Genomic DNA, 17,342 nt, shown 5'->3' with positions numbered 1-17,342 from the left:
GCGGGTGGCGCATATCTATAAAGCGATATCCCTCGTTATCTCTCCAACTGGAACACAAGCGCCTTCAACCCACACTCCATATCCGCATCCGGAAACTCCGGCGGGTTCTCCAGCCGCTGCTCAAACCGCAGGCTCGGCGCTTCACGGGTCACGCCATCGATCAGGAAGTCGGCACCAAACGCCGGGTCGTTCATGCAGGCCAGCACGGTACCTTGAGGGCCGAGCAGTTCCGGCAAGCGGCGCAGCACACGCTGGTAATCCTTGGTCAGCAGGAAGCTGCCTTTCTGGAACGACGGCGGGTCGATGATCACCAGGTTGTACGGGCCTTTGCCGATCACCTTGCCCCAGGATTTGAACAGGTCGTGGCCGAGGAAACTGACCTTGCTCATGTCGTGGCCGTTGAGCCGGTGGTTGTCGCGGCCACGGTTCAAGGCCGGACTCGACATGTCGAGGTTGACCACGTGGCTCGCGCCGCCTTCGATGGCCGCCACCGAGAAACCACAGGTGTAGGCGAACAGGTTCAGCACCCGTTTGCCCCCGGCATTGGCGCGGACCCAATCGCGGCCGTAGCGCATGTCGAGGAACAGCCCTGTGTTTTGCTTGCGGCCCAGGTCCACCCGGTACTTCAGGCCACCCTCGGTGATGGTCATTTCCTCGATGATGTCCCCCAGCAGCCACTCAGTGGTGCTTTGCAGCAGGTAGCGGTGTTGCAACAGTAGCGTGTGAGCACCGGATTTTGCCCACTGCTCAGACTGGGTGATCGCCATCAGCAATTGCTTCAAATCTTCCAGTTGCGCCGCTTCCGGCTCCTTGAACAGCGCCACCAGCACGACGCCCTGCAACCAGTCCACGGTCACTTGCTCCAGCCCCGGCCAGCAGCGGCCACGGCCGTGGAACAGGCGGCGGGTTTCGACGGGGGCGGCCGCCAGGGCGGTCAGCAGGTGCTGGTTGAGGGTGGCGAGGGCTTCAGGGTTCATCGGGTCGGGTCGGTCATTTGTAGGGGGCGGCATTTAAACATAACTGAGTCTTTGCCGGGCCACACAAAACACTGTGGGAGCGAGCTTGCTCGCGATAGCGGTGGGTCATTCAGCAGTTGTATCGCCTGACACTACGCCATCGCGAGCAAGCTCGCTCCCACAGGTTCTCCCACAGGTTCTTTGGTCAGCAGTTACCAGGCAGTTATCACGTTTAATTTAACTTTACGTGAGGATTTGGCGATCTTCCGGCTCCCATACTCGGCTCCAACGAACAACAACCGGGAGCCGGACATGTCGCAGAACACTGCTTCACCCAAGTCCACTCATCCACGCTGGCTACGCCTGACCCATTGGCTCAACGCCCTGGCAGTGCTGGTGATGGTCACCAGCGGCTGGCGCATCTACAACGCCTCGCCGATCTATGATTTCAGCTTTCCCAATTCGATCACCCTCGGCGGCTGGCTGGCAGGCGCGCTGCAATGGCATTTCGCGGCGATGTGGTTCCTGGCGATCAACGGCCTGATCTACCTGGCCTTCAACCTGTTTAGCGGACGCCTGAAGCGGCGTTTCTTCCCGGTTTCGCCCAAAGGTGTGCTGCATGACCTGTGGGCCGCCTTGCGCGGAAAACTCGGGCACGCCGATCTCAGTCATTACAACCAGGTGCAGCGTTTTGCATACCTGTTCGTGATGGTCGACATCCTCCTGCTGGTGCTCTCCGGGCTGGTGTTGTGGAAGTCGGTGCAGTTTCCGCTGCTGCGTGAATTGCTGTTCGGCTACGAGGGCGCGCGTCGCGTGCACTTCTTCGCCATGGCATTGCTGGTGGCCTTCGTGGCGGTGCATCTGGTGATGGTCGCACTGGTTCCGAAAACGCTGTTGGCCATGATCGTCGGCCGCAAGGAGCAGGTATGAAAAAGCGCATTCAGGTACCCGGGCTGGACGAGGCTTCGATCCTGACCGACGCCCGAAAGATCCTCGCGCCACAGATCGAAGACCGCTCGCGCCGCTCGTTCCTGCTGCGTGGCCTGACCCTCGGTGGCGTGGCGATGTTGTCCGGTTGCAGTATCACCGACAACGAAAGCGTCGAGACTGCGCTGTCGTCCATGTCGCGCTTCAACGACCGGGTGCAAGGCTGGCTGTTCAACCCCAACGCGATGGCGCCGACCTATCCAGAATCGATGATCACCCGGCCGTTTCCCTTCAATGCCTTCTACGGCATCGACGAAGCACCGACGGTGGAGGAGGAGGGCTATCGCCTGGAAGTCACCGGCCTGGTCGCCGACAAGCGCAGCTGGCGCCTCGAAGAGCTGCGCGCCATGGCCCAGACCGAGCAGGTCACCCGGCACATTTGCGTCGAAGGCTGGAGCGCGATCGGGCGTTGGGGCGGCGTGCGCTTCAGCGATTTCCTCAAGCGCATCGGCGCCGATACCGACGCCAAATACGTCGGTTTCAAGTGCGCCGACGACTACTACACCAGCATCGACATGGCCACCGCGCTGCATGCGCAGACCCTGCTGACGCTGACTTATGACGGCGCGGTGCTGCCGCGCGAATACGGCTTCCCGATGAAGCTGCGCATGCCCACCAAGCTTGGCTACAAGAACCCCAAACACATTCAGGCGATTTTCGTCAGCAACACCTACAGCGGCGGCTACTGGGAAGACCAGGGCTACAACTGGTTCGGTGGCAGCTGATGGGGGCCTGGCCGTTTCACACCTCCACAACCCACGCTCCAAGGAGTTTCATCATGAAAAAGTTGACCACTGTTGTTCTGTCCATGTGCCTGGCCGTTGGTGCTGCCTCTGTGTTCGCCGCTGACACGATGAGTAATGACAGCATGAGCAAGGATTCGATGTCCAAGGACGCGATGTCCAAGGATGCGATGAAGAAAACCGATTCGATGTCCAAGGACGCCATGTCCAAAGAAAGCATGTCCAAGGATGCAATGTCCAAGGATGCAATGTCCAAGGACGCGATGAAAAAAGACGCGATGTCCAAGGATGCGATGAAAAAAAGTGAAATGTCGCAGTAAGTCCAACCGCCGCGGTCCATGTGGGAGCGAGCCTGCTCGCGAAGACGTAGTGTCAGTCGCTATCGATGTTGGCTGAATTACCGCATTCGCGAGCAGGCTCGCTCCCACAGGTTTTTTCCGCAGGGCTTTAGGGACAGCGTGCCGCCTGATGGGCAAAATTGATCAGCATGCTTGATACCCGTCACCTGGTTGCATCAAAAATGAATTTCCGCCGAGTCCGCTGCTCATACCTTTTAGGTAGCGGATCAGAACCCGCGAAATCATTGAGGCAATCAGGGAGCGGCACGGTCATGAGTCGAGTACCGACGGCGGATGGAGATCTTCCTGGCGGGTTGATTCTGGTGGTTGAGGATGACCCGCTGATCCTGGAGTTTCTCTGTGAGATTCTTCAGGAGGAGGGTTTTGTCGTCGAGCCGCACATCAGTGCGGACGCAGCAGCGATCTATCTGGAACAGCATGCACCAGAGGTGGGCATGTTGCTGACAGACATCACCATGCCCGGCACGCTCAATGGCGCGGACCTGGCCAACCAGTTCGGCGATCGCTGGCCAGACAAGCCGATCATGATCATGTCCGGTTTCGAAACCCCTGAAAGCGCAGGTGTGCGGCACCCGGTCTCGTTCATCAAGAAACCCTGGATGATTGGCGGGCTGCTCGATTGCGTGGGCCAGACCTTCAAATCCAAACGACTCAACTGAGCTGCGCGCAGATGCTACATTGCCGGGCAAATCCGTCTGGCACCTGCGAGGTTCTTTTCCTTGTCCGATCACTCTGTATTCAACTCGACTTACCGTGCCTTTCTGTTCGACATGGACGGTACGGTCCTGACGTCCATTGCCGCCGCCGAGCGGGTCTGGACCACCTGGGCCGTGCGCCATGGTGTCGATGTCGACAGCTTCCTGCCGACCATTCACGGTGCCCGCGCCATCGACACCATCAGGCGCCTGGGCTTGCCCGGGGTGGATGCCGAGGCGGAAGCCGCGTGGATTACCGAAGCGGAAATCGTCGACGTCGACGGGGTATTGGAAGTGGTTGGCGCGGCGAAATTCTTGCGGTCTTTGCCAGCCAGTCAGTGGGCCATCGTCACTTCCGCCCCGCGGGAGCTGGCGTTGCGGCGGATGGTGGCGGCGGGGATTGCCGAGCCTGCCGTCATGATCACCGCCGAGGATGTGACTGCCGGCAAACCGGACCCCGCGGGTTACCGCCTCGCAGCCCGGCGCCTGGGTGTCGAGCCTGGGCAGTGCCTGGTTTTTGAAGATGCCACGGTGGGAATTCTGGCGGCCGAGGCGGCGGGGGCGGACTTGATGATTGTCACGGCGACTCATGAGCAGCCTATTGAGACGCCGCATGCGACGTTGGCAAGTTATGAATCGGTGCGGGTTCTGGTGGATGCCGCAGGTCTGCGTCTGCACTCCGTCTAATGTGGGAAGGGCCGGGCGACGTTCGCTTGCTCGCGAAAGCGTCCTTTCAGTCCACATGTTTGTTGAATGATGGACCGCTTTCGCGAGCAGGCTCGCTCCCACAGGGGATAGGGTTGCATTCAGTAAAGCCCGGGGATCAGACGCCAACTGCGGGCGCAATAGGCCTCGTATTCGCTGCCGAACTGCGCCCTCAGCAAGGCTTCTTCCGCGTGAATGCGCGCGATCAGCGGGATCAGCGTCAGCGCCACCAGTATCAGCCCGACACCCGAACGAAAAGCCAGTGCCCAACCCATGCCGATGACCATCATCCCCAGATAACTGGGGTTGCGCAGGTTGCGGTAAATTCCCTCGGTGACCAGTCGATGCCCCGGCTGAATCGCCACCAGCCCGCTGAAGCGCTTGCCCAGCACAAACACCGGCCACAACCGCAGTGCGCCGCCGACGATGAACAACAGTGCGCCGAGCCAGCGCACGCCCTCACCGCCAAAAGTCCAGAAATCGATGCGGTCGGTATAGGCCGGCAGAAAGCCGCTCAGCACACCGATCACGCCGAAGGCCGGAATGACCCAGCGATTGGCCCGGTCTTCGCGTTCCCCCGAACTCAGGTTGACTTCGGTGAACAGTGATACGACGGCCATGATCAGGGTGGCCAAGGCAATGACGACCAGTGCACCGTGGCTGAAGTAAGCCGCGAAACCACCCAGTCCCCAGATCGCCAGGGCGAGGTAGGCGAGGGTGCCGACGACGGCGAAAAACGCCAGTTTGGCCGAAATTTTCAAGGTGCCTCCAAAAGTAACCTCCGTCAGGTTCAGTGTAGATTCCGATGGTTCCCAAGCCGGGCGAGGGCGCGATCAAGGCACCTCTGCTCGCGCATTGCGCCGAATCACCTGTGGCGGTTGCCCGAACACCCGCAGGAAGGTTTCGCGCATGCGTCGGTGGTCAGTGAACCCGGTTTCCAGGGCGATCTGGTCGAGGGTCAGGCGTCCGCGTTCGAGCATCTGTCGCGCCGCTTCCAGGCGCAGGTTTTCGATGGCCTTGGCCGGTGATTGACCGGTTTCGGCGCGAAACGCCCGGCTGAATTGCCGGGGGCTGAGGTTGGCCACTTGTGCCAGTTGCTCTACCGAAAGGGGCTGGGCCAGGTGTTCCCGGGCGTAGCCGAGCACGGTTTGAATACGATCGGATTTCGGATCCAGCTCCAGCAGCGCCGAGTGCTGCGACTGGCCGCCCGCGCGGCGGTGGTACATCACCAGTTTTTGCGCCACGGCCCGGGCCAGCTCGGCGCCGTGGTCCTTTTCCACCATGGCCAGTGCCAGGTCGATACCCGCCGTCATGCCGGCGGAGGTCCAGATCGAGCCATCGATCACGTAGATGCGATCGGCCTCGACCTTGATCGCCGGAAACCGCGCCTGCAGTTCCCGGGCGTAGGCCCAGTGGGTGGTGGCCCGCCGTCCGTCGAGCAAACCGGCCTGGGCCATGACGAACGCCCCGGAGCAGATCGACGCCGTACGGCGTGCAGTGTTGATGCTGGCCCGCAGGTAATCCAGCACGGCCTCGGGCGCCTGTTCGACGATGGAGTCGCCACCGACCACGATCACCGTGTCGAACACGCGCCCGTCGAATGCCTCGGTGCCGACGCTCAAGCCACCGGAGGCCCGCAGGTTGTGACCGTTTTCGGACAGCACGCGGACGTCATACAGGGTCTCTGCGGCACTGAAATTGGCGTATTCGAATACCGGCATGGCGGCCAGTGCCATGGACTGGAAACCCTCGAAAACCACGAATGCGACTCTGATCATGGGCCTGTCCTCAAACGGTTATGTCCGAAAAACGTACTTTAAACGTCATTTGAGACATTCGTAAGTCCCTTTATAACGGTCAGCACCCGGCGAATCTCTCGCCTCACCGTAGAGGAATTGCACCATGGCGCTTTCATCCAAAGGCACTGCACTGATCACCGGCGCTTCTTCGGGCATTGGCGCGGTGTATGCCGACCGCCTGGCCCGGCAGGGTTACGACCTGATTCTGGTGGCCCGCAGCCAGGGCAAGCTCAATGCCCTGGCCAGTCATTTGAGCGACGAAACCGGGCGCACCGTGGAGGTGGTGGCCGCCGATCTGACGAACAAGGCGGATTCGCTGCGGGTCGAACAGATCCTGCGCAGCGACGCCAGCATCACCCTGTTGGTCAACAACGCCGGGGTCGGTGGCGTCATGCCGCTGCTGGCAAGTCCCGTGGACGACATGGAAGCGATGATCGACCTCAACGTGACGGCGTTGATGCGCCTGGCCTATGCCGTCGTACCGGGCTTTGTCGCCCGGGGCACCGGCACCGTGATCAACATCGCGTCCATCGTCGCCATCGCCCCGGAAATCCTCAACGGCGTGTACGGCGGGACCAAGGCGTTCGTCTTGAGCCTGAGCCAGTCGATGCAGCATGAACTGGCGGACAAGGGCATACGCATCCAGGCGGTGTTGCCGGGGGCGACCGCCACCGATTTCTGGAGCGAGGCCGGCAACCCGGTGGAAAACCTGCCGAAGGAAATCGTGATGTCCGCCGAAGACATGGTCGATGCCGCGCTCGCTGGCCTGGCGGCCGGCGAAGTGGTGACCATTCCGGGGCTGCACGATGGCAGCCAGTGGGACCGTTACGAAGCCCAGCGCAAGACGCTGTCCGGGTTGTTTGGCAATTGCGTGGCGGCGCCGCGTTATCGCTGAGAGGTCACCCCGAGGCCGGGTGAACTAAACTTGCATGAGAGGACCGTTCACCGCTGGCTCGTTGACGCGTTCGACGAGCCTGTGGCGTGAAACAGGAGCCTATATGCTTCACATCCGCACGCCTTTGATCCTGCACCCTGGCCTCTCGACCCCAACCCGCCGTATCTGGCTGAAACTGGAAAACCTGCAACCCAGCGGCTCGTTCAAGTTACGCGGCATGGGGTTGCTGTGCAGCCGGGCGGCGGAGCAGGGCAAGCGCGAAGTGGTCTGTCCCTCCGCCGGGAACGCGGGGCTGGCCACGGCCATGGCCGCTGCCCGCCTGGGGCTCAAGGCATGCATCGTGGTGCCGCATACGACCCCGCAAAGCACCCGGGCGCGGATCAGCAAGACCGGCGCCGAAGTGATCGTGCACGGTAAGGTCTGGGACGAAGCCAATCAACGGGCAATGGAACTCGCCCAGGACCCACACAGCGAATTCGTGCCGGCCTTCGACCACCCGCTGTTGTGGGAAGGGCACAGCACAATGGTCGATGAAATCCTTGAAGACTGCCCGCAAGTCGATGCGCTGGTGACCTCGGTTGGCGGCGGTGGCTTGCTGGCAGGGTTGCTCACCGGGCTGATCCGTCATCGGCGCACTGATTGCCGAATCATTGCCTGCGAAACCGAAGGCGCGGCGTCGTTCGCCGCGGCGGTGGCGGTCGGGCATCCGGTCAAACTGGCGAAAATCGACACGGTCGCCACGTCCCTGGGCGCCGCGCAAGTGGCCGCCTGGCCGGTCATGCACATCGGCGATTTCCCCCATGAGTGTGTGGTGCTCAGTGATGATGAGGCGATCATGGGCGTGGTGCGTTACGCCAATGATTTACGGCAGTTGGTCGAGCCGGCGTGCGGCGTTTCTTTGGCGCTTGCCTACCTGGATCACCCGGCGATTGCCGACGTCCATGACGTGGTGATCGTGGTATGCGGTGGGGTGAGTATCAACGCGCAACTCGTGGCCGGGTGGGCACGCTTGTCCACTGGCGCGCACGCCAGGTAGGGCTGGAAACGCTATCCCGGTGTCACAAGCCCCACCGCTGGCGATGACGATCTTCAGTGATCGGTGGCAACGCCTTCCTGGACGAGAATGGCGCGGGCCAGGTCTTCGTCGCTTGCGTTGTTGAGGGCGGGATTGTCCTGACGGACTTTTTTCAATACCGCCTCCAGGTAAGCACCACGAATCGCACCGTCACTGGCAACGAAGCTGGAGGCGTCATCCCGGGCGGGAATCATGAGTTTGTCGTCTTTGAACGTCGAGTACAGCGAGGCGGAAACCCCGGCGGAAGTGGCGACGTCACCCGCATCCACATCGGCCAGAGCCGAGCCGAAAGGTAAACAAAGTACCAGGGAAGAAATGATAAACATCCGGCGCATGACGGTGTCCTCCGACAGCATGAAGCATAAGGTAAGTACCACATAGTTTAGGATGCGCGGCGATCACCAAGAGTTCCGTGGAGCGTTTTCGCTTTATTGCCGACAACGCCGATCAGTCCATACATGGCATGGCGGGGCTGGTGAACCTGTTCGGCATCGAATCACCGGTGCTGACCGGTTGCCTGGCGCTCGCCGAGCGCGTGGTGAAACGCCTGAATGACCGATGATCAGTGCTCGCGCTGCATTGTGGGCATCGGGTCTATGCTAGGGGGTGCGCTTACTGCCATCGGAGAACTCTGATGATCACCGTACGCACTGCCTGCCTGCTGGCCGATTACAAACGCTGGGCCAATCAGCGCCTCTTTGACAGCCTCGCGGCGCTCCCTCCGGGCGAAGTCAAAAAAGAACGGGTGTCGGTGTTCAAAAACATGATCGGCACCCTCAATCACGTGTACGTGGTGGATTGCATCTGGCAGGCGCACCTCGAAGGCCGGGGGCATGGCTTCAAGACCTCACACGACCTGCTACATGCCGACCTGTCCGAACTGCGCATGGCGCAAAAAGCCATCGATCGCTGGTACTGCGACTGGAGCGCCCGGCAAACCGATGCGTCCCTGGACAAGCTCCTGGAATTCACCTTTGTCTCAGGCGAAAGCGGCACCATGAGCGCCGGCGCGATGCTGATGCACGTGGTCAACCACGCCAGCTATCACCGTGGCTGGGTGGTGCAGATGTACTTCGAGATTCCGGCCATGCCACCGGTGACCGACATGCCGGTGTATTTGCGCGAGTCCGAGCCGGTGGTCCTGCAGTCGCTCAATGCCCCGATAGTGGCGCCGCCATGTGCTGTACAATTTTCGAGCGCAACCAGCGTTCTGCCGGATCGTTATCGTTGACCCCGTTCCAGACCATCGACAGTTCGGACAGGTTGATATCAAACGGTGCATCGTCCGCCCGTAGCTGGCTGCTGCCTTCGATCAACGCACTGGCCGCGTAATCCGGCACGGTGGCGAGCATGTCAGTACCCGCCAGCAAGGCCCGCAACCCCGCGAACTGTGGCACCGCCAGCACCACCCGGCGCGAGCGGCCGATTCGGGCCAGGTCATTGTCGATGGCGCCGCTCAGATCCCCGGAAAACGACACCAGCGCGTGGGGTCGTTCGCAGAACTCGTCCAGGGTCAACGGCCCCGGACGATCGTCGCCGCGCAGGATCTTCACGCTCAAATCGCGCAATTTCTTGCGCTTGGCATTGGCCGGCAATTCCGTGGTGTAGCTGATGCCGACGGAAATCTCGCCGCTGGCCAGCATCGACGACATCAGCAGGAAATTCACCCGGCGCACCACCACCACAACGTTCTGCGCTTCTTCACGAATCTGCTTGAGCAACGGCGGAAACAGCCCGAACTCGGCGTCGTCGGACAGACCGATACGAAACACCTCGCGGCTGGTGGAGGGATCGAAATCCTTGGCTCGGCTGACGGCCCCGGAAATGGTGTCCATCGCCGGCTGCAATTCCTTGAGAATCTGCAATGCCCGCAGGGTCGGCTCCAGGGTTCGTCCGTTGCGCACCAGCAACGGGTCGTCGAACAGATCGCGCAACTTTGCCAGCGACGCGCTGACAGCGGGCTGGCCGAGGAACAGCTTTTCCCCGGCCCGGGTCAGGTTCTTCTCGAACATCAGGGTTTCGAAAATCACCAGCAGGTTCATGTCCACGCGGCGCAGGTCGTTGCGGTTCATGGTGGAGGCTCGCTGGGGATTGGGGTCTTTTCAGTAAAGCACCAAACCCTGTAGGAGCGAGCAGGCTCGCGATAGCGGTGTGTCAGCTACATAAATGTTGAATGTGCCGCCGCCATCGCGAGCAGGCTCGCTCCCACACTGGATTTTCAGCGGGCACAAATGCTGCGTACGCCCCCCATCAACTGTGGGAGCGGGCTTGCTCGCGAAGAGGGAGTGTCAGTCGACATCAACGTTACCTGACGCGCCGCTTTCGCGAGCAAGCTCGCTCCCACACTGGATTTTCAGCGAGCACAAATGCTGCGTACGACCCCCATCAACTGTGGGAGCGAGCTTGCTCGCGATGGCGGTCTGACAGTCACATAGAGCTGAATGTGCTGCCGCCATCGCGAGCAGGCTCACTCCCACAGTGTTATGTGGTGGATTCAGGCTCCGTCAGCACCTTCCTGAACGTCTCCACCAGCGGCCGCAGGTTGATCCGGTGCCACGCCGCCCACAATGGCGTGGTGAAGGAAATCCACGGCACTTCCCGCAGCACCACACCCGGCGGGGCATTGCGGCTCAGACCTTTCTGGATCATCGCGATGCCCAGCCCCGACGCGACCAGACCCAGTGCGGTGAAGGGTTCGGTGGCTTGCATGCGGATATCCGGGGTGAAGCCGGCGCGGATGCAGGCGCTGACGAAGTCGTCGTGGCAGCTGGCGTTCTGTCGGTGCTGCACGCCGATCCATTCCTGGTCGGCGAGGTCCGCCGGGGTCAGCACAGTTTGCTGCGCCAGCGGATGGTGCTCGGGCAGGGCCAGCAGCATCGGATCGTCCAGCACCTGAAAACCCAGCAGGTGCGGGTCGTCATCGGTCGGTGGTTCGCTCACCAGGGCAATATCCAGGCTTCGCTGGCGCAAGCCTTCGAGTTGTTCGGCCGAGCTGAGGTTGTACAGCGCCACGTGTACGTTCGGCCGGTCGACCCGCAACACGCGCAAGGCATTGGGCAGCACGCCGGCGTGCATGGCATTTTCGATGTAGCCAATGCACAGGCCGCCTTCTTCGCCACGCCCCAGACGCTTGCCAAGGGATTCCAGTCGATTGGCGTGGGTCAACAGGGCGCGGGTTTCGGCGAGAAAGGTCTGGCCGTCGCGGGTCAGGCGGATGCGTTGCTGGCTGCGCTCGAACAGGGTCAGGCCCAGGCGCTCTTCGAGCTGGGCGATCTGCCGGCTCAGGGGTGACTGGGAAATGTGCAGGCGTTCGGCGGCGCGCCCGACGTGTTCTTCCTCGGCGACGGCGACGAAGTAGCGCAATTGGCGGATGTCGATCATATCAGACCTGTAGGGACTCAAGTGCTGCACATTATGTCTTGGACGGTCCGATCCTCGCAATCTAGCATCTGCTCAACGGTCATCACTGACCCCTGACTACTGACGAGGAATCATCCATGAGCTTGAAAGACAAACTGCCCGGCGCGCTGGGTTTCGGTACCGCGCCGTTGGGCAACATGTTCCGCGCCATCCCGGAAGAAGAAGCGCAAGCGACTGTCCATGCCGCCTGGGATGCCGGTGTGCGCTACTTCGATACCGCGCCGTTCTACGGTTCGGGTCTGTCGGAGATTCGCCTTGGCACCGCACTGTCGCGCTATAACCGTGACGACTATGTACTGAGCAGCAAGGTCGGCCGGGTGATCCTCGATGAAGTCGAAGACGCCGCCGCCCGTGACCTGGGCGAGAAGAGCGGGGTGTTCGAGCACGGCCGGCCGAACAGGATCGTCAACGACTACAGCGCCGATGCAACGATGCGTTCGATCGAGGACAGCCTCAAGCGCCTGCAAACCGATCGCCTGGACATCGTCTGGGTGCACGATATCGCCCAGGATTTCTACGGCGATCAGTGGCTGGAGTACTTCAACCAGGCCCGTACCGGTGCCTTCAAAGTGCTGACGCGTTTGCGCGAAGAGGGCGTGATCAAGGGCTGGGGGCTTGGCGTGAACAAGGTCGAACCGTGCGAACTGACCCTCGATCTGAGCGAAGCGCAGCCGGACGGTTTTCTGCTGGCGGGTCGCTACACTCTTCTCGACCATGACCGCGCCTTGCAACGTTTGATGGACGCCGCCCTGGCGCAAAACGTCGAGATTGTGGTCGGCGGCCCGTACAGCTCGGGCATCCTGGCCGGTGGCGCACACTTCGAGTACCAGAAGGCCAGCCCGGCGATCATCAGCAAGGTCGAGCAGATCAAACGCATCGCGGCGGCCCATGGTGTCGACGTCAAAGCCGCTGCATTGCAATTTTCGTTGGCGAACCCGGCAGTGGCGGCGGTGATTCCGGGCTCCAGTCGCCCGGATCGGATCGCCGAAGATGTGGCCGCGTTGTCGGCGGTAATTCCCGCTGCATTCTGGCAGGCGATGCGTGAGGCGAAGCTGGTTTCCGAGCGCGCACCCTTGCCCCTCATTGGAGCTTGAGCATGAAAATCGATTTGAGCGGAAAACTCGCGATCGTCAGCGGTAGCACCGCTGGCATCGGCCTGGGCATCAGCCAGGCACTGGCCGAGGCGGGCGCCACGGTGGTGGTGATCGGCCGCGACACGGCCAAGGTCGAACAGGCGCTGGCGAGCATTCGCCAACGCGTACCCGGCGCGCAATTGCGCGGCGTGACCGCCGACCTCGGCACCGCCGAAGGCGCCGAAAGATTGTTCGCGGCCGAACCTCGGGCGGACATCCTGGTGAACAATCTCGGGATATTCAACACGGTGGATTTCTTCGACGCCCCGGACAGTGAGTGGACGCGCTTCTACGAGGTCAACGTGATCTCCGGCGTGCGCCTGTCCCGGCACTACACACCGCAGATGGTCAAGCAGGGCTGGGGGCGGGTGATCTTCCTGTCTTCGGAATCCGGCGTGGCGACCCCGGCGGACATGATCAACTATGGCGTGACCAAAAGCGCCAACCTGGCCGTGTCCCATGGCCTGGCCAAACGCCTGGCCGGTACCGGCGTGACGGTCAATGCGATCCTGCCCGGCCCGACCTTTACCGATGGCCTGGAAGACATGCTCAAGGACGCCACGGCCGAATCCGGACGCAGTGCCCGGGACGAAGCCGATGCGTTCGTGCGCAAGGCTCGGCCGACGTCGATCATCCAGCGCGTGGCGGATGTCGAGGAGGTTGCCAATCTGGTGGCCTACATCGCTTCGCCGTTATCCTCGGCCACCACCGGTGCTGCCTTGCGGGTCGACGGCGGTGTCGTCGACAGCCTGGCCATCTGAACCTTATTGATTGGAGAGAGTATTTCATGGCAACTGCATCAGCCTTCATCGACATCCCGGCTTCGGCCGATCAGGTCTGGCAATTGATTGGCGGTTTCAACTCGCTGCCGGACTGGCTGCCGTTCATTCCTAAGAGCGAACTCAGCGAAGGCGGGCGGGTACGCAGCCTGCAAACGGCGGACGGCGCCGTGGTGATCGAACGCCTGCAAGCCTTCGACAACGCGAGCCAAACCTACAGCTACTCGATTTTGCAGGCACCGTTTCCGGCGACTGATTATCTGGCGACGATCAAGGTTCAAGCGCAAGGCGAGGGCGCGCGGGTGACCTGGTCCGGAAGGTTCGAGCCGGTGGGTGTGAGCAACGAGGAAGTGGAGGCGTTGTTTACCGGCATCTATCAGGGCGGGCTTGAAGCGCTACGGGCCAATTACCCGGCCTGATTCACTCCCCGGGCAAACACCATCAATCCCCTGTGGGAGCGAGCCTGCTCGCGATGACGGAGTGTCAGGCCATGCATTTTTGCCTGCTGAACCGCTATCGCGAGCAGGCTCGCTCCCACAGGGGTTGATCATGGTTAGTGGGACTTTGTCAGGCCTGCGGAATCAAACTCTCCCGACAATCAAGCACCAACCGCGCGCCACCCAGTTCGCTTCTGCCCACCTCCAGCGTAAACCCGTGCAGGCTGACAATCGCCGCGACGATGGACAGCCCCAGCCCGAAGCCGCTTTTATGATTGCCCGCCTCGGCGCGATAGAAGCGCTGGAACACCGCTTCACGTTCCGCCTCGGGAATGCCCGGGCCGGAGTCAAGCACTTCGATCCGCGTGTGCCCGCCATCATTGACCCCGCGCAAGATCACCGCGCCGCCGGGCGGGGTGAATTTGATCGAGTTGCTGAGCAGGTTCGCCACCGCTTCGAACAGCAGTGCCCGGTCGCCATGGAGGGGTGGCAACGACGCGGGCAGGTGCAGCTGGAACACCAGGTCGTCGTCTTCCGCCAGGGGCAGGTAGAACTCATGCAGTTCTTGCAACAACGCCACCGGGTCCACTTGCACGAAGCCGGAGCGACGCTGGCGGTCTTCCAGCTCGGAGATCCGCAGCAAGCCACGAAAACGCGCCATCAGTGTGTCGGCTTCGGCCAGCACCAGGTCCAGTTGCATGGCCTGCGGCGAGCCTTCGCCGGCTTGTTGCTGCATGCGGTAAAGCTGCGCGCGCAGACGGGTCAGGGGCGTGCGCAGGTCATGGGCGATGTTATCGCACACGCCCTTGACCTCGTTCATCAAGCGCTCGATGCGTTCGAGCATGGCGTTGACGATGGCGGCGAGCATGTCCAGTTCGTCACGCCGATTGGACAGTGGCAAGCGCCGGCTCAGATCGCCGGCGACGATGGCCTCGGCACTGGCCTGAATCCCGCGAATGCGCCGCAACGGCCGGCGCCGCAGCAAAGTCCAGCCGACGATGCCCGGCACGATGGTCAGGGTCACACCCCAGAACAAGGCGTGAAGGATGATCCGGGTCACGGCGAACAGCGAACCGTTGTCGCGCACCAGCACCAGCCAGCGGCCGTCGAGGGTGCGGGTCGCCACGGCGTCGCAACTGTCGGCGGGCAGCCTCTGGTCGTCGCTGTCGTCGGAGGCATCGCAGTCGCGCAGCATGTGGATCTTGCCATCGAGCGGCAAGCCGTCCGGAATGTAGCGCAGGGCGCCGCTGAGGTAACGGTGTTGGGCATCGAACAGACCGTAGGCGTCGATGCCGCGGATGTCGAAGGTCATGCTGACGGCGAGGGCGTCCACCAGTTGTTCGCCGGAAAAACGCGAAAACAGGTGCTGGCGTTGCATCAGCGAATGCTTGGCCAGGTTGTCCAGGTAAGCGGAAACCTCGTAGTACATGACCCCCATGAGGATCCCGCTCCAGATCACGAACAGCGAACTGTAGAGCGCCAGCAGACGGCTGCTGGAAGAGCGCCAGCCTTTAGACGGGTTCGGCAATGACATAACCCGAGCCTCGCACGGTCCGAATCAGTGGGACATTGCCAGGTGGGTCGATCTTCTTGCGCAGACGGCCAATGTGTACGTCGATCAGGTTGGTGCCGGGGTCGAAGTGGTAACCCCAGACCTCTTCGAAAATCATCATCCGCGAGAGGATTTGCCCGGTATTGCGCATCAGGAATTCCAGCAGTTTGTATTCGGTGGGCAACAGCGTCAGCAGTTGACCGTCGCGGCTGGCTTCGTGGCTGATCAGGTTCAGCTCCAGATCCGCCACCCGCAGCGTGGTGGCCTGGGCGGTCACGGTGTTCTGCCGGCGCAGCAGGACTTCGACCCGGGCGGCCATTTCATCGGTGGCGAAGGGTTTGGTCAGGTAGTCGTCGCCGCCAGCGCGCAAGCCACGCACTCGCTCATCGACGTCGGACAGCGCGCTGATCATCAGGATCGGCGTGGCCACGCCCATGGTCCGCAGGGTGGTGACAATCGCCAGGCCATCAAGCTCGGGCAACATGCGGTCGAGGGTGATCAGGTCATAGTTGCCGCTGACCGCGCGCTCCAGCCCTTCGCGGCCATTGTCGACCCAGTCGACGTCGAGGCCGTGGCTACTCAGTTCGGCGACAATCTCCCGTGCGGTCACGGCGTCGTCTTCGATGGTCAAGATGCGGGTCATAAGGCTGGCCTGATTAAATGTTCACAACGTTGTGCGGCATTTTGCCAAGAAATGATCGCAGGCTTTCTAAATAAAAGTTCATGGACATTCCGAGTTTCGGTCAATGCACCGATCCCGCTGAACATACCCGTTCGCCGCAAACCCCTGTGGGAGCGAGCCTGCTCGCGATGACGGTAGGTCTGGCGAAGCGAATCTATCTATTCGATCGGCGTATCCACAAACACCTCAAGCCTTTCGGCATACACCGTGAATGCCGCGATCCGCGGAAACTGCGCCGCACTCACCTGGTCCGGTACTACCAGATTGGTAAAACTCCAGGCTACGGCGAGGGTAATGCCATCCTGCTCAATCGAACCGTCAGTCTTCAGCGGCTGCTTTTTCAGCTCCCGCTCCAGCGCCGAATAGGCTGCCGTCAGCTGTCCTTCGACCCGCTGCACCCAGGGTTCGAATTGAATCTCCGCCGGCCGCAGGTTGCGCTCGTAGTAAAGCTGCACGGATTTTTCGCTGGCGGCCAGCGCCAGGCCAATCAGGCGCAACGCGCGCAGGCGCTGACCCGGCTCGACGGGCAGCAGGCTGTTGCCGGCCAAGGTTTCCAGGTAGTCGATGATCAGCGTCGAATCCATCAACACCTCACCGTCATCCAGCACCAGGGTGGGCGCCTTGACCACCGGGTTGATCTGCCGGAATTGTTCGAAGTGGCGGAACACCGAGACCGATTGATGCTCCAGCGTGATTCCCAGGCATTTGGCAGAAATGGCGGCGCGCCTGACATAGGGCGAGTCCAGCATACCGATCAGCTTCATGGTCCTTTCCTTTATATGGCCATTTCGGGAGGGACAACCTTAGCTGAGGTTCGCAGCCCTGCAAATGACCGTGAATAATGCCCGGTGCCAGCCGTTTGTCTTCTATATACAGCCGCTCGATTGAATTTCTTGCTATAAACGCACTCCGATTACCGCCTCAAAGCCTGCCTTAGAGCATTTTCAGGGCTTTGTCGGACAAATTCGCAGTCTTTTCAGTTGCTGAGGCCTCAAGTCGGCCGTAGACTGCCGCCCCTCGTAAATTGAGTGCCGGGTGGCGCTTGGAACAAACGGCGCCTTTCCGATGGCCTGCCCAGGTCTGCCGGAACGCTCCCTTATTCGCCTTAATGCACGTTTTTTTATA

At 61.5% G+C, this 17,342-nt stretch carries 21 protein-coding genes; 12 read left to right on the top strand and 9 right to left on the bottom strand.

The window, feature by feature from the left end:
• Nucleotides 1-35: 35 nt before the first annotated feature.
• Nucleotides 36-977, bottom strand: a complete 942-nt coding sequence (locus WHX55_RS20180) for a class I SAM-dependent methyltransferase (protein ID WP_353741154.1) — start codon at nt 975-977, stop codon at nt 36-38.
• A gap of 291 nt (nt 978-1,268) precedes the next feature.
• On the opposite strand from WHX55_RS20180, the gene WHX55_RS20175 reads away from it, so the two are divergent.
• The 5 genes from WHX55_RS20175 to WHX55_RS20155 all read left to right on the top strand — a co-directional run bounded on the left by WHX55_RS20175 (nt 1,269) and on the right by WHX55_RS20155 (nt 4,427).
• A complete protein-coding gene (locus WHX55_RS20175; protein ID WP_150726025.1) occupies nt 1,269-1,886 on the top strand; it encodes a cytochrome b/b6 domain-containing protein in 618 nt (205 codons plus the stop codon).
• Nucleotides 1,883-2,668 carry a molybdopterin-dependent oxidoreductase gene (locus WHX55_RS20170; protein WP_353741153.1) on the top strand — a complete coding sequence of 262 codons (786 nt, stop codon included), beginning with the start codon at nt 1,883-1,885 and terminating at the stop codon, nt 2,666-2,668. Before WHX55_RS20175 ends, WHX55_RS20170 begins: the two co-directional genes overlap by 4 nt.
• 53 nt (nt 2,669-2,721) lie before the next feature.
• The gene (locus WHX55_RS20165; RefSeq protein WP_353741152.1) at nt 2,722-3,006 is read left to right on the top strand and encodes a pentapeptide MXKDX repeat protein; all 285 of its coding nucleotides are present in this window, start codon (nt 2,722-2,724) and stop codon (nt 3,004-3,006) included.
• Nucleotides 3,007-3,296: 290 nt separating this feature from the next.
• Nucleotides 3,297-3,704, top strand: coding sequence for a response regulator (locus tag WHX55_RS20160; protein WP_150756562.1), 408 nt, complete (start codon nt 3,297-3,299; stop codon nt 3,702-3,704).
• A gap of 60 nt (nt 3,705-3,764) precedes the next feature.
• Entirely contained in the window at nt 3,765-4,427 is a 663-nt protein-coding gene (locus WHX55_RS20155; RefSeq protein WP_353741151.1) for an HAD-IA family hydrolase, read from the top strand.
• Between the two features lie 119 nt (nt 4,428-4,546).
• On the opposite strand, the gene WHX55_RS20150 is transcribed toward WHX55_RS20155, so the two are convergent.
• Nucleotides 4,547-5,206: an isoprenylcysteine carboxylmethyltransferase family protein gene (locus WHX55_RS20150; protein WP_353741150.1), complete on the bottom strand. Its 660-nt coding sequence runs from the start codon at nt 5,204-5,206 to the stop codon at nt 4,547-4,549.
• Between the two features lie 72 nt (nt 5,207-5,278).
• The gene (locus WHX55_RS20145) at nt 5,279-6,223 is read right to left on the bottom strand and encodes a GlxA family transcriptional regulator (RefSeq protein WP_353741149.1); all 945 of its coding nucleotides are present in this window, start codon (nt 6,221-6,223) and stop codon (nt 5,279-5,281) included.
• A gap of 124 nt (nt 6,224-6,347) precedes the next feature.
• Between WHX55_RS20145 and WHX55_RS20140 the strand changes: the two genes are divergently transcribed.
• The gene (locus tag WHX55_RS20140) at nt 6,348-7,139 is read left to right on the top strand and encodes an SDR family oxidoreductase (protein ID WP_150756558.1); all 792 of its coding nucleotides are present in this window, start codon (nt 6,348-6,350) and stop codon (nt 7,137-7,139) included.
• Between the two features lie 103 nt (nt 7,140-7,242).
• Nucleotides 7,243-8,175 (top strand): pyridoxal-phosphate dependent enzyme, encoded by a 933-nt coding sequence (locus WHX55_RS20135; protein ID WP_150759408.1) that lies wholly within the window; start codon nt 7,243-7,245, stop codon nt 8,173-8,175.
• 53 nt (nt 8,176-8,228) lie between these two features.
• Here WHX55_RS20135 and WHX55_RS20130 read toward each other — a convergent pair whose 3' ends face one another.
• A complete protein-coding gene (locus WHX55_RS20130; protein WP_150756556.1) occupies nt 8,229-8,549 on the bottom strand; it encodes a DUF2388 domain-containing protein in 321 nt (106 codons plus the stop codon).
• A 77-nt stretch (nt 8,550-8,626) separates the two neighbouring features.
• On the opposite strand from WHX55_RS20130, the gene WHX55_RS20125 reads away from it, so the two are divergent.
• Both WHX55_RS20125 and WHX55_RS20120 read left to right on the top strand, forming a co-directional pair.
• Nucleotides 8,627-8,776 (top strand): hypothetical protein, encoded by a 150-nt coding sequence (locus WHX55_RS20125; RefSeq protein WP_191625003.1) that lies wholly within the window; start codon nt 8,627-8,629, stop codon nt 8,774-8,776.
• 72 nt (nt 8,777-8,848) lie between these two features.
• Nucleotides 8,849-9,445: a DinB family protein gene (locus WHX55_RS20120; RefSeq protein ID WP_150756555.1), complete on the top strand. Its 597-nt coding sequence runs from the start codon at nt 8,849-8,851 to the stop codon at nt 9,443-9,445.
• Here the strand turns inward: WHX55_RS20120 and WHX55_RS20115 are convergent.
• Nucleotides 9,366-10,286 carry a LysR substrate-binding domain-containing protein gene (locus WHX55_RS20115; RefSeq protein ID WP_150756554.1) on the bottom strand — a complete coding sequence of 307 codons (921 nt, stop codon included), beginning with the start codon at nt 10,284-10,286 and terminating at the stop codon, nt 9,366-9,368. The genes WHX55_RS20120 and WHX55_RS20115 overlap by 80 nt on opposite strands.
• A gap of 409 nt (nt 10,287-10,695) precedes the next feature.
• The gene (locus WHX55_RS20110; RefSeq protein WP_353741148.1) at nt 10,696-11,595 is read right to left on the bottom strand and encodes a LysR substrate-binding domain-containing protein; all 900 of its coding nucleotides are present in this window, start codon (nt 11,593-11,595) and stop codon (nt 10,696-10,698) included.
• A gap of 116 nt (nt 11,596-11,711) precedes the next feature.
• On the opposite strand from WHX55_RS20110, the gene WHX55_RS20105 reads away from it, so the two are divergent.
• The 3 genes from WHX55_RS20105 to WHX55_RS20095 are packed head-to-tail and all read left to right on the top strand — an operon-like array spanning nt 11,712 to nt 13,965.
• A complete protein-coding gene (locus tag WHX55_RS20105; protein ID WP_353741147.1) occupies nt 11,712-12,728 on the top strand; it encodes an aldo/keto reductase in 1,017 nt (338 codons plus the stop codon).
• A gap of 2 nt (nt 12,729-12,730) precedes the next feature.
• Complete coding sequence (locus tag WHX55_RS20100; RefSeq protein WP_150726040.1) at nt 12,731-13,528, top strand: SDR family oxidoreductase; 798 nt, start codon at nt 12,731-12,733, stop codon at nt 13,526-13,528.
• A gap of 26 nt (nt 13,529-13,554) precedes the next feature.
• The gene (locus WHX55_RS20095) at nt 13,555-13,965 is read left to right on the top strand and encodes an SRPBCC family protein (protein WP_353741146.1); all 411 of its coding nucleotides are present in this window, start codon (nt 13,555-13,557) and stop codon (nt 13,963-13,965) included.
• Between the two features lie 148 nt (nt 13,966-14,113).
• Here WHX55_RS20095 and WHX55_RS20090 read toward each other — a convergent pair whose 3' ends face one another.
• The 3 genes from WHX55_RS20090 to WHX55_RS20080 form a co-directional block, all read right to left on the bottom strand.
• Nucleotides 14,114-15,517, bottom strand: a complete 1,404-nt coding sequence (locus tag WHX55_RS20090) for a HAMP domain-containing sensor histidine kinase (protein ID WP_353741145.1) — start codon at nt 15,515-15,517, stop codon at nt 14,114-14,116.
• On the bottom strand, nt 15,495-16,178 hold the full coding sequence (locus WHX55_RS20085; RefSeq protein ID WP_020796732.1) for a response regulator transcription factor: 684 nt from the start codon (nt 16,176-16,178) through the stop codon (nt 15,495-15,497). The genes WHX55_RS20090 and WHX55_RS20085 overlap by 23 nt, the downstream gene beginning before the upstream one ends.
• A 197-nt stretch (nt 16,179-16,375) precedes the next feature.
• Nucleotides 16,376-16,981 (bottom strand): glutathione S-transferase, encoded by a 606-nt coding sequence (locus tag WHX55_RS20080; protein WP_353741144.1) that lies wholly within the window; start codon nt 16,979-16,981, stop codon nt 16,376-16,378.
• Nucleotides 16,982-17,342: the final 361 nt, after the last annotated feature.

It is taken from the genome of Pseudomonas fluorescens, from assembly GCF_040448305.1.
In the GTDB taxonomy this organism is placed as follows: Bacteria; Pseudomonadota; Gammaproteobacteria; order Pseudomonadales; family Pseudomonadaceae; genus Aquipseudomonas; species Aquipseudomonas fluorescens_BH.
Note: the sequence above shows the minus strand (reverse complement) of the source record. Positions and strands in the feature narration are given on the sequence as shown.

Bases quoted from the DNA above. Each gene is read 5' to 3' on its own strand.
- WHX55_RS20180 (WP_353741154.1), bottom strand. From the start codon at position 977: ATGAACCCTGAAGCCCTCGCCACCCTCAACCAGCACCTGCTGACCGCC.
- WHX55_RS20175 (WP_150726025.1), top strand. From the start codon at position 1,269: ATGTCGCAGAACACTGCTTCACCCAAGTCCACTCATCCACGCTGGCTA.
- WHX55_RS20170 (WP_353741153.1), top strand. From the start codon at position 1,883: ATGAAAAAGCGCATTCAGGTACCCGGGCTGGACGAGGCTTCGATCCTG.
- WHX55_RS20165 (WP_353741152.1), top strand. From the start codon at position 2,722: ATGAAAAAGTTGACCACTGTTGTTCTGTCCATGTGCCTGGCCGTTGGT.
- WHX55_RS20160 (WP_150756562.1), top strand. From the start codon at position 3,297: ATGAGTCGAGTACCGACGGCGGATGGAGATCTTCCTGGCGGGTTGATT.
- WHX55_RS20145 (WP_353741149.1), bottom strand. From the start codon at position 6,223: ATGATCAGAGTCGCATTCGTGGTTTTCGAGGGTTTCCAGTCCATGGCA.
- WHX55_RS20140 (WP_150756558.1), top strand. From the start codon at position 6,348: ATGGCGCTTTCATCCAAAGGCACTGCACTGATCACCGGCGCTTCTTCG.
- WHX55_RS20135 (WP_150759408.1), top strand. From the start codon at position 7,243: ATGCTTCACATCCGCACGCCTTTGATCCTGCACCCTGGCCTCTCGACC.
- WHX55_RS20130 (WP_150756556.1), bottom strand. From the start codon at position 8,549: ATGCGCCGGATGTTTATCATTTCTTCCCTGGTACTTTGTTTACCTTTC.
- WHX55_RS20120 (WP_150756555.1), top strand. From the start codon at position 8,849: ATGATCACCGTACGCACTGCCTGCCTGCTGGCCGATTACAAACGCTGG.
- WHX55_RS20115 (WP_150756554.1), bottom strand. From the start codon at position 10,286: ATGAACCGCAACGACCTGCGCCGCGTGGACATGAACCTGCTGGTGATT.
- WHX55_RS20110 (WP_353741148.1), bottom strand. From the start codon at position 11,595: ATGATCGACATCCGCCAATTGCGCTACTTCGTCGCCGTCGCCGAGGAA.
- WHX55_RS20105 (WP_353741147.1), top strand. From the start codon at position 11,712: ATGAGCTTGAAAGACAAACTGCCCGGCGCGCTGGGTTTCGGTACCGCG.
- WHX55_RS20100 (WP_150726040.1), top strand. From the start codon at position 12,731: ATGAAAATCGATTTGAGCGGAAAACTCGCGATCGTCAGCGGTAGCACC.
- WHX55_RS20095 (WP_353741146.1), top strand. From the start codon at position 13,555: ATGGCAACTGCATCAGCCTTCATCGACATCCCGGCTTCGGCCGATCAG.
- WHX55_RS20090 (WP_353741145.1), bottom strand. From the start codon at position 15,517: ATGTCATTGCCGAACCCGTCTAAAGGCTGGCGCTCTTCCAGCAGCCGT.
- WHX55_RS20085 (WP_020796732.1), bottom strand. From the start codon at position 16,178: ATGACCCGCATCTTGACCATCGAAGACGACGCCGTGACCGCACGGGAG.
- WHX55_RS20080 (WP_353741144.1), bottom strand. From the start codon at position 16,981: ATGAAGCTGATCGGTATGCTGGACTCGCCCTATGTCAGGCGCGCCGCC.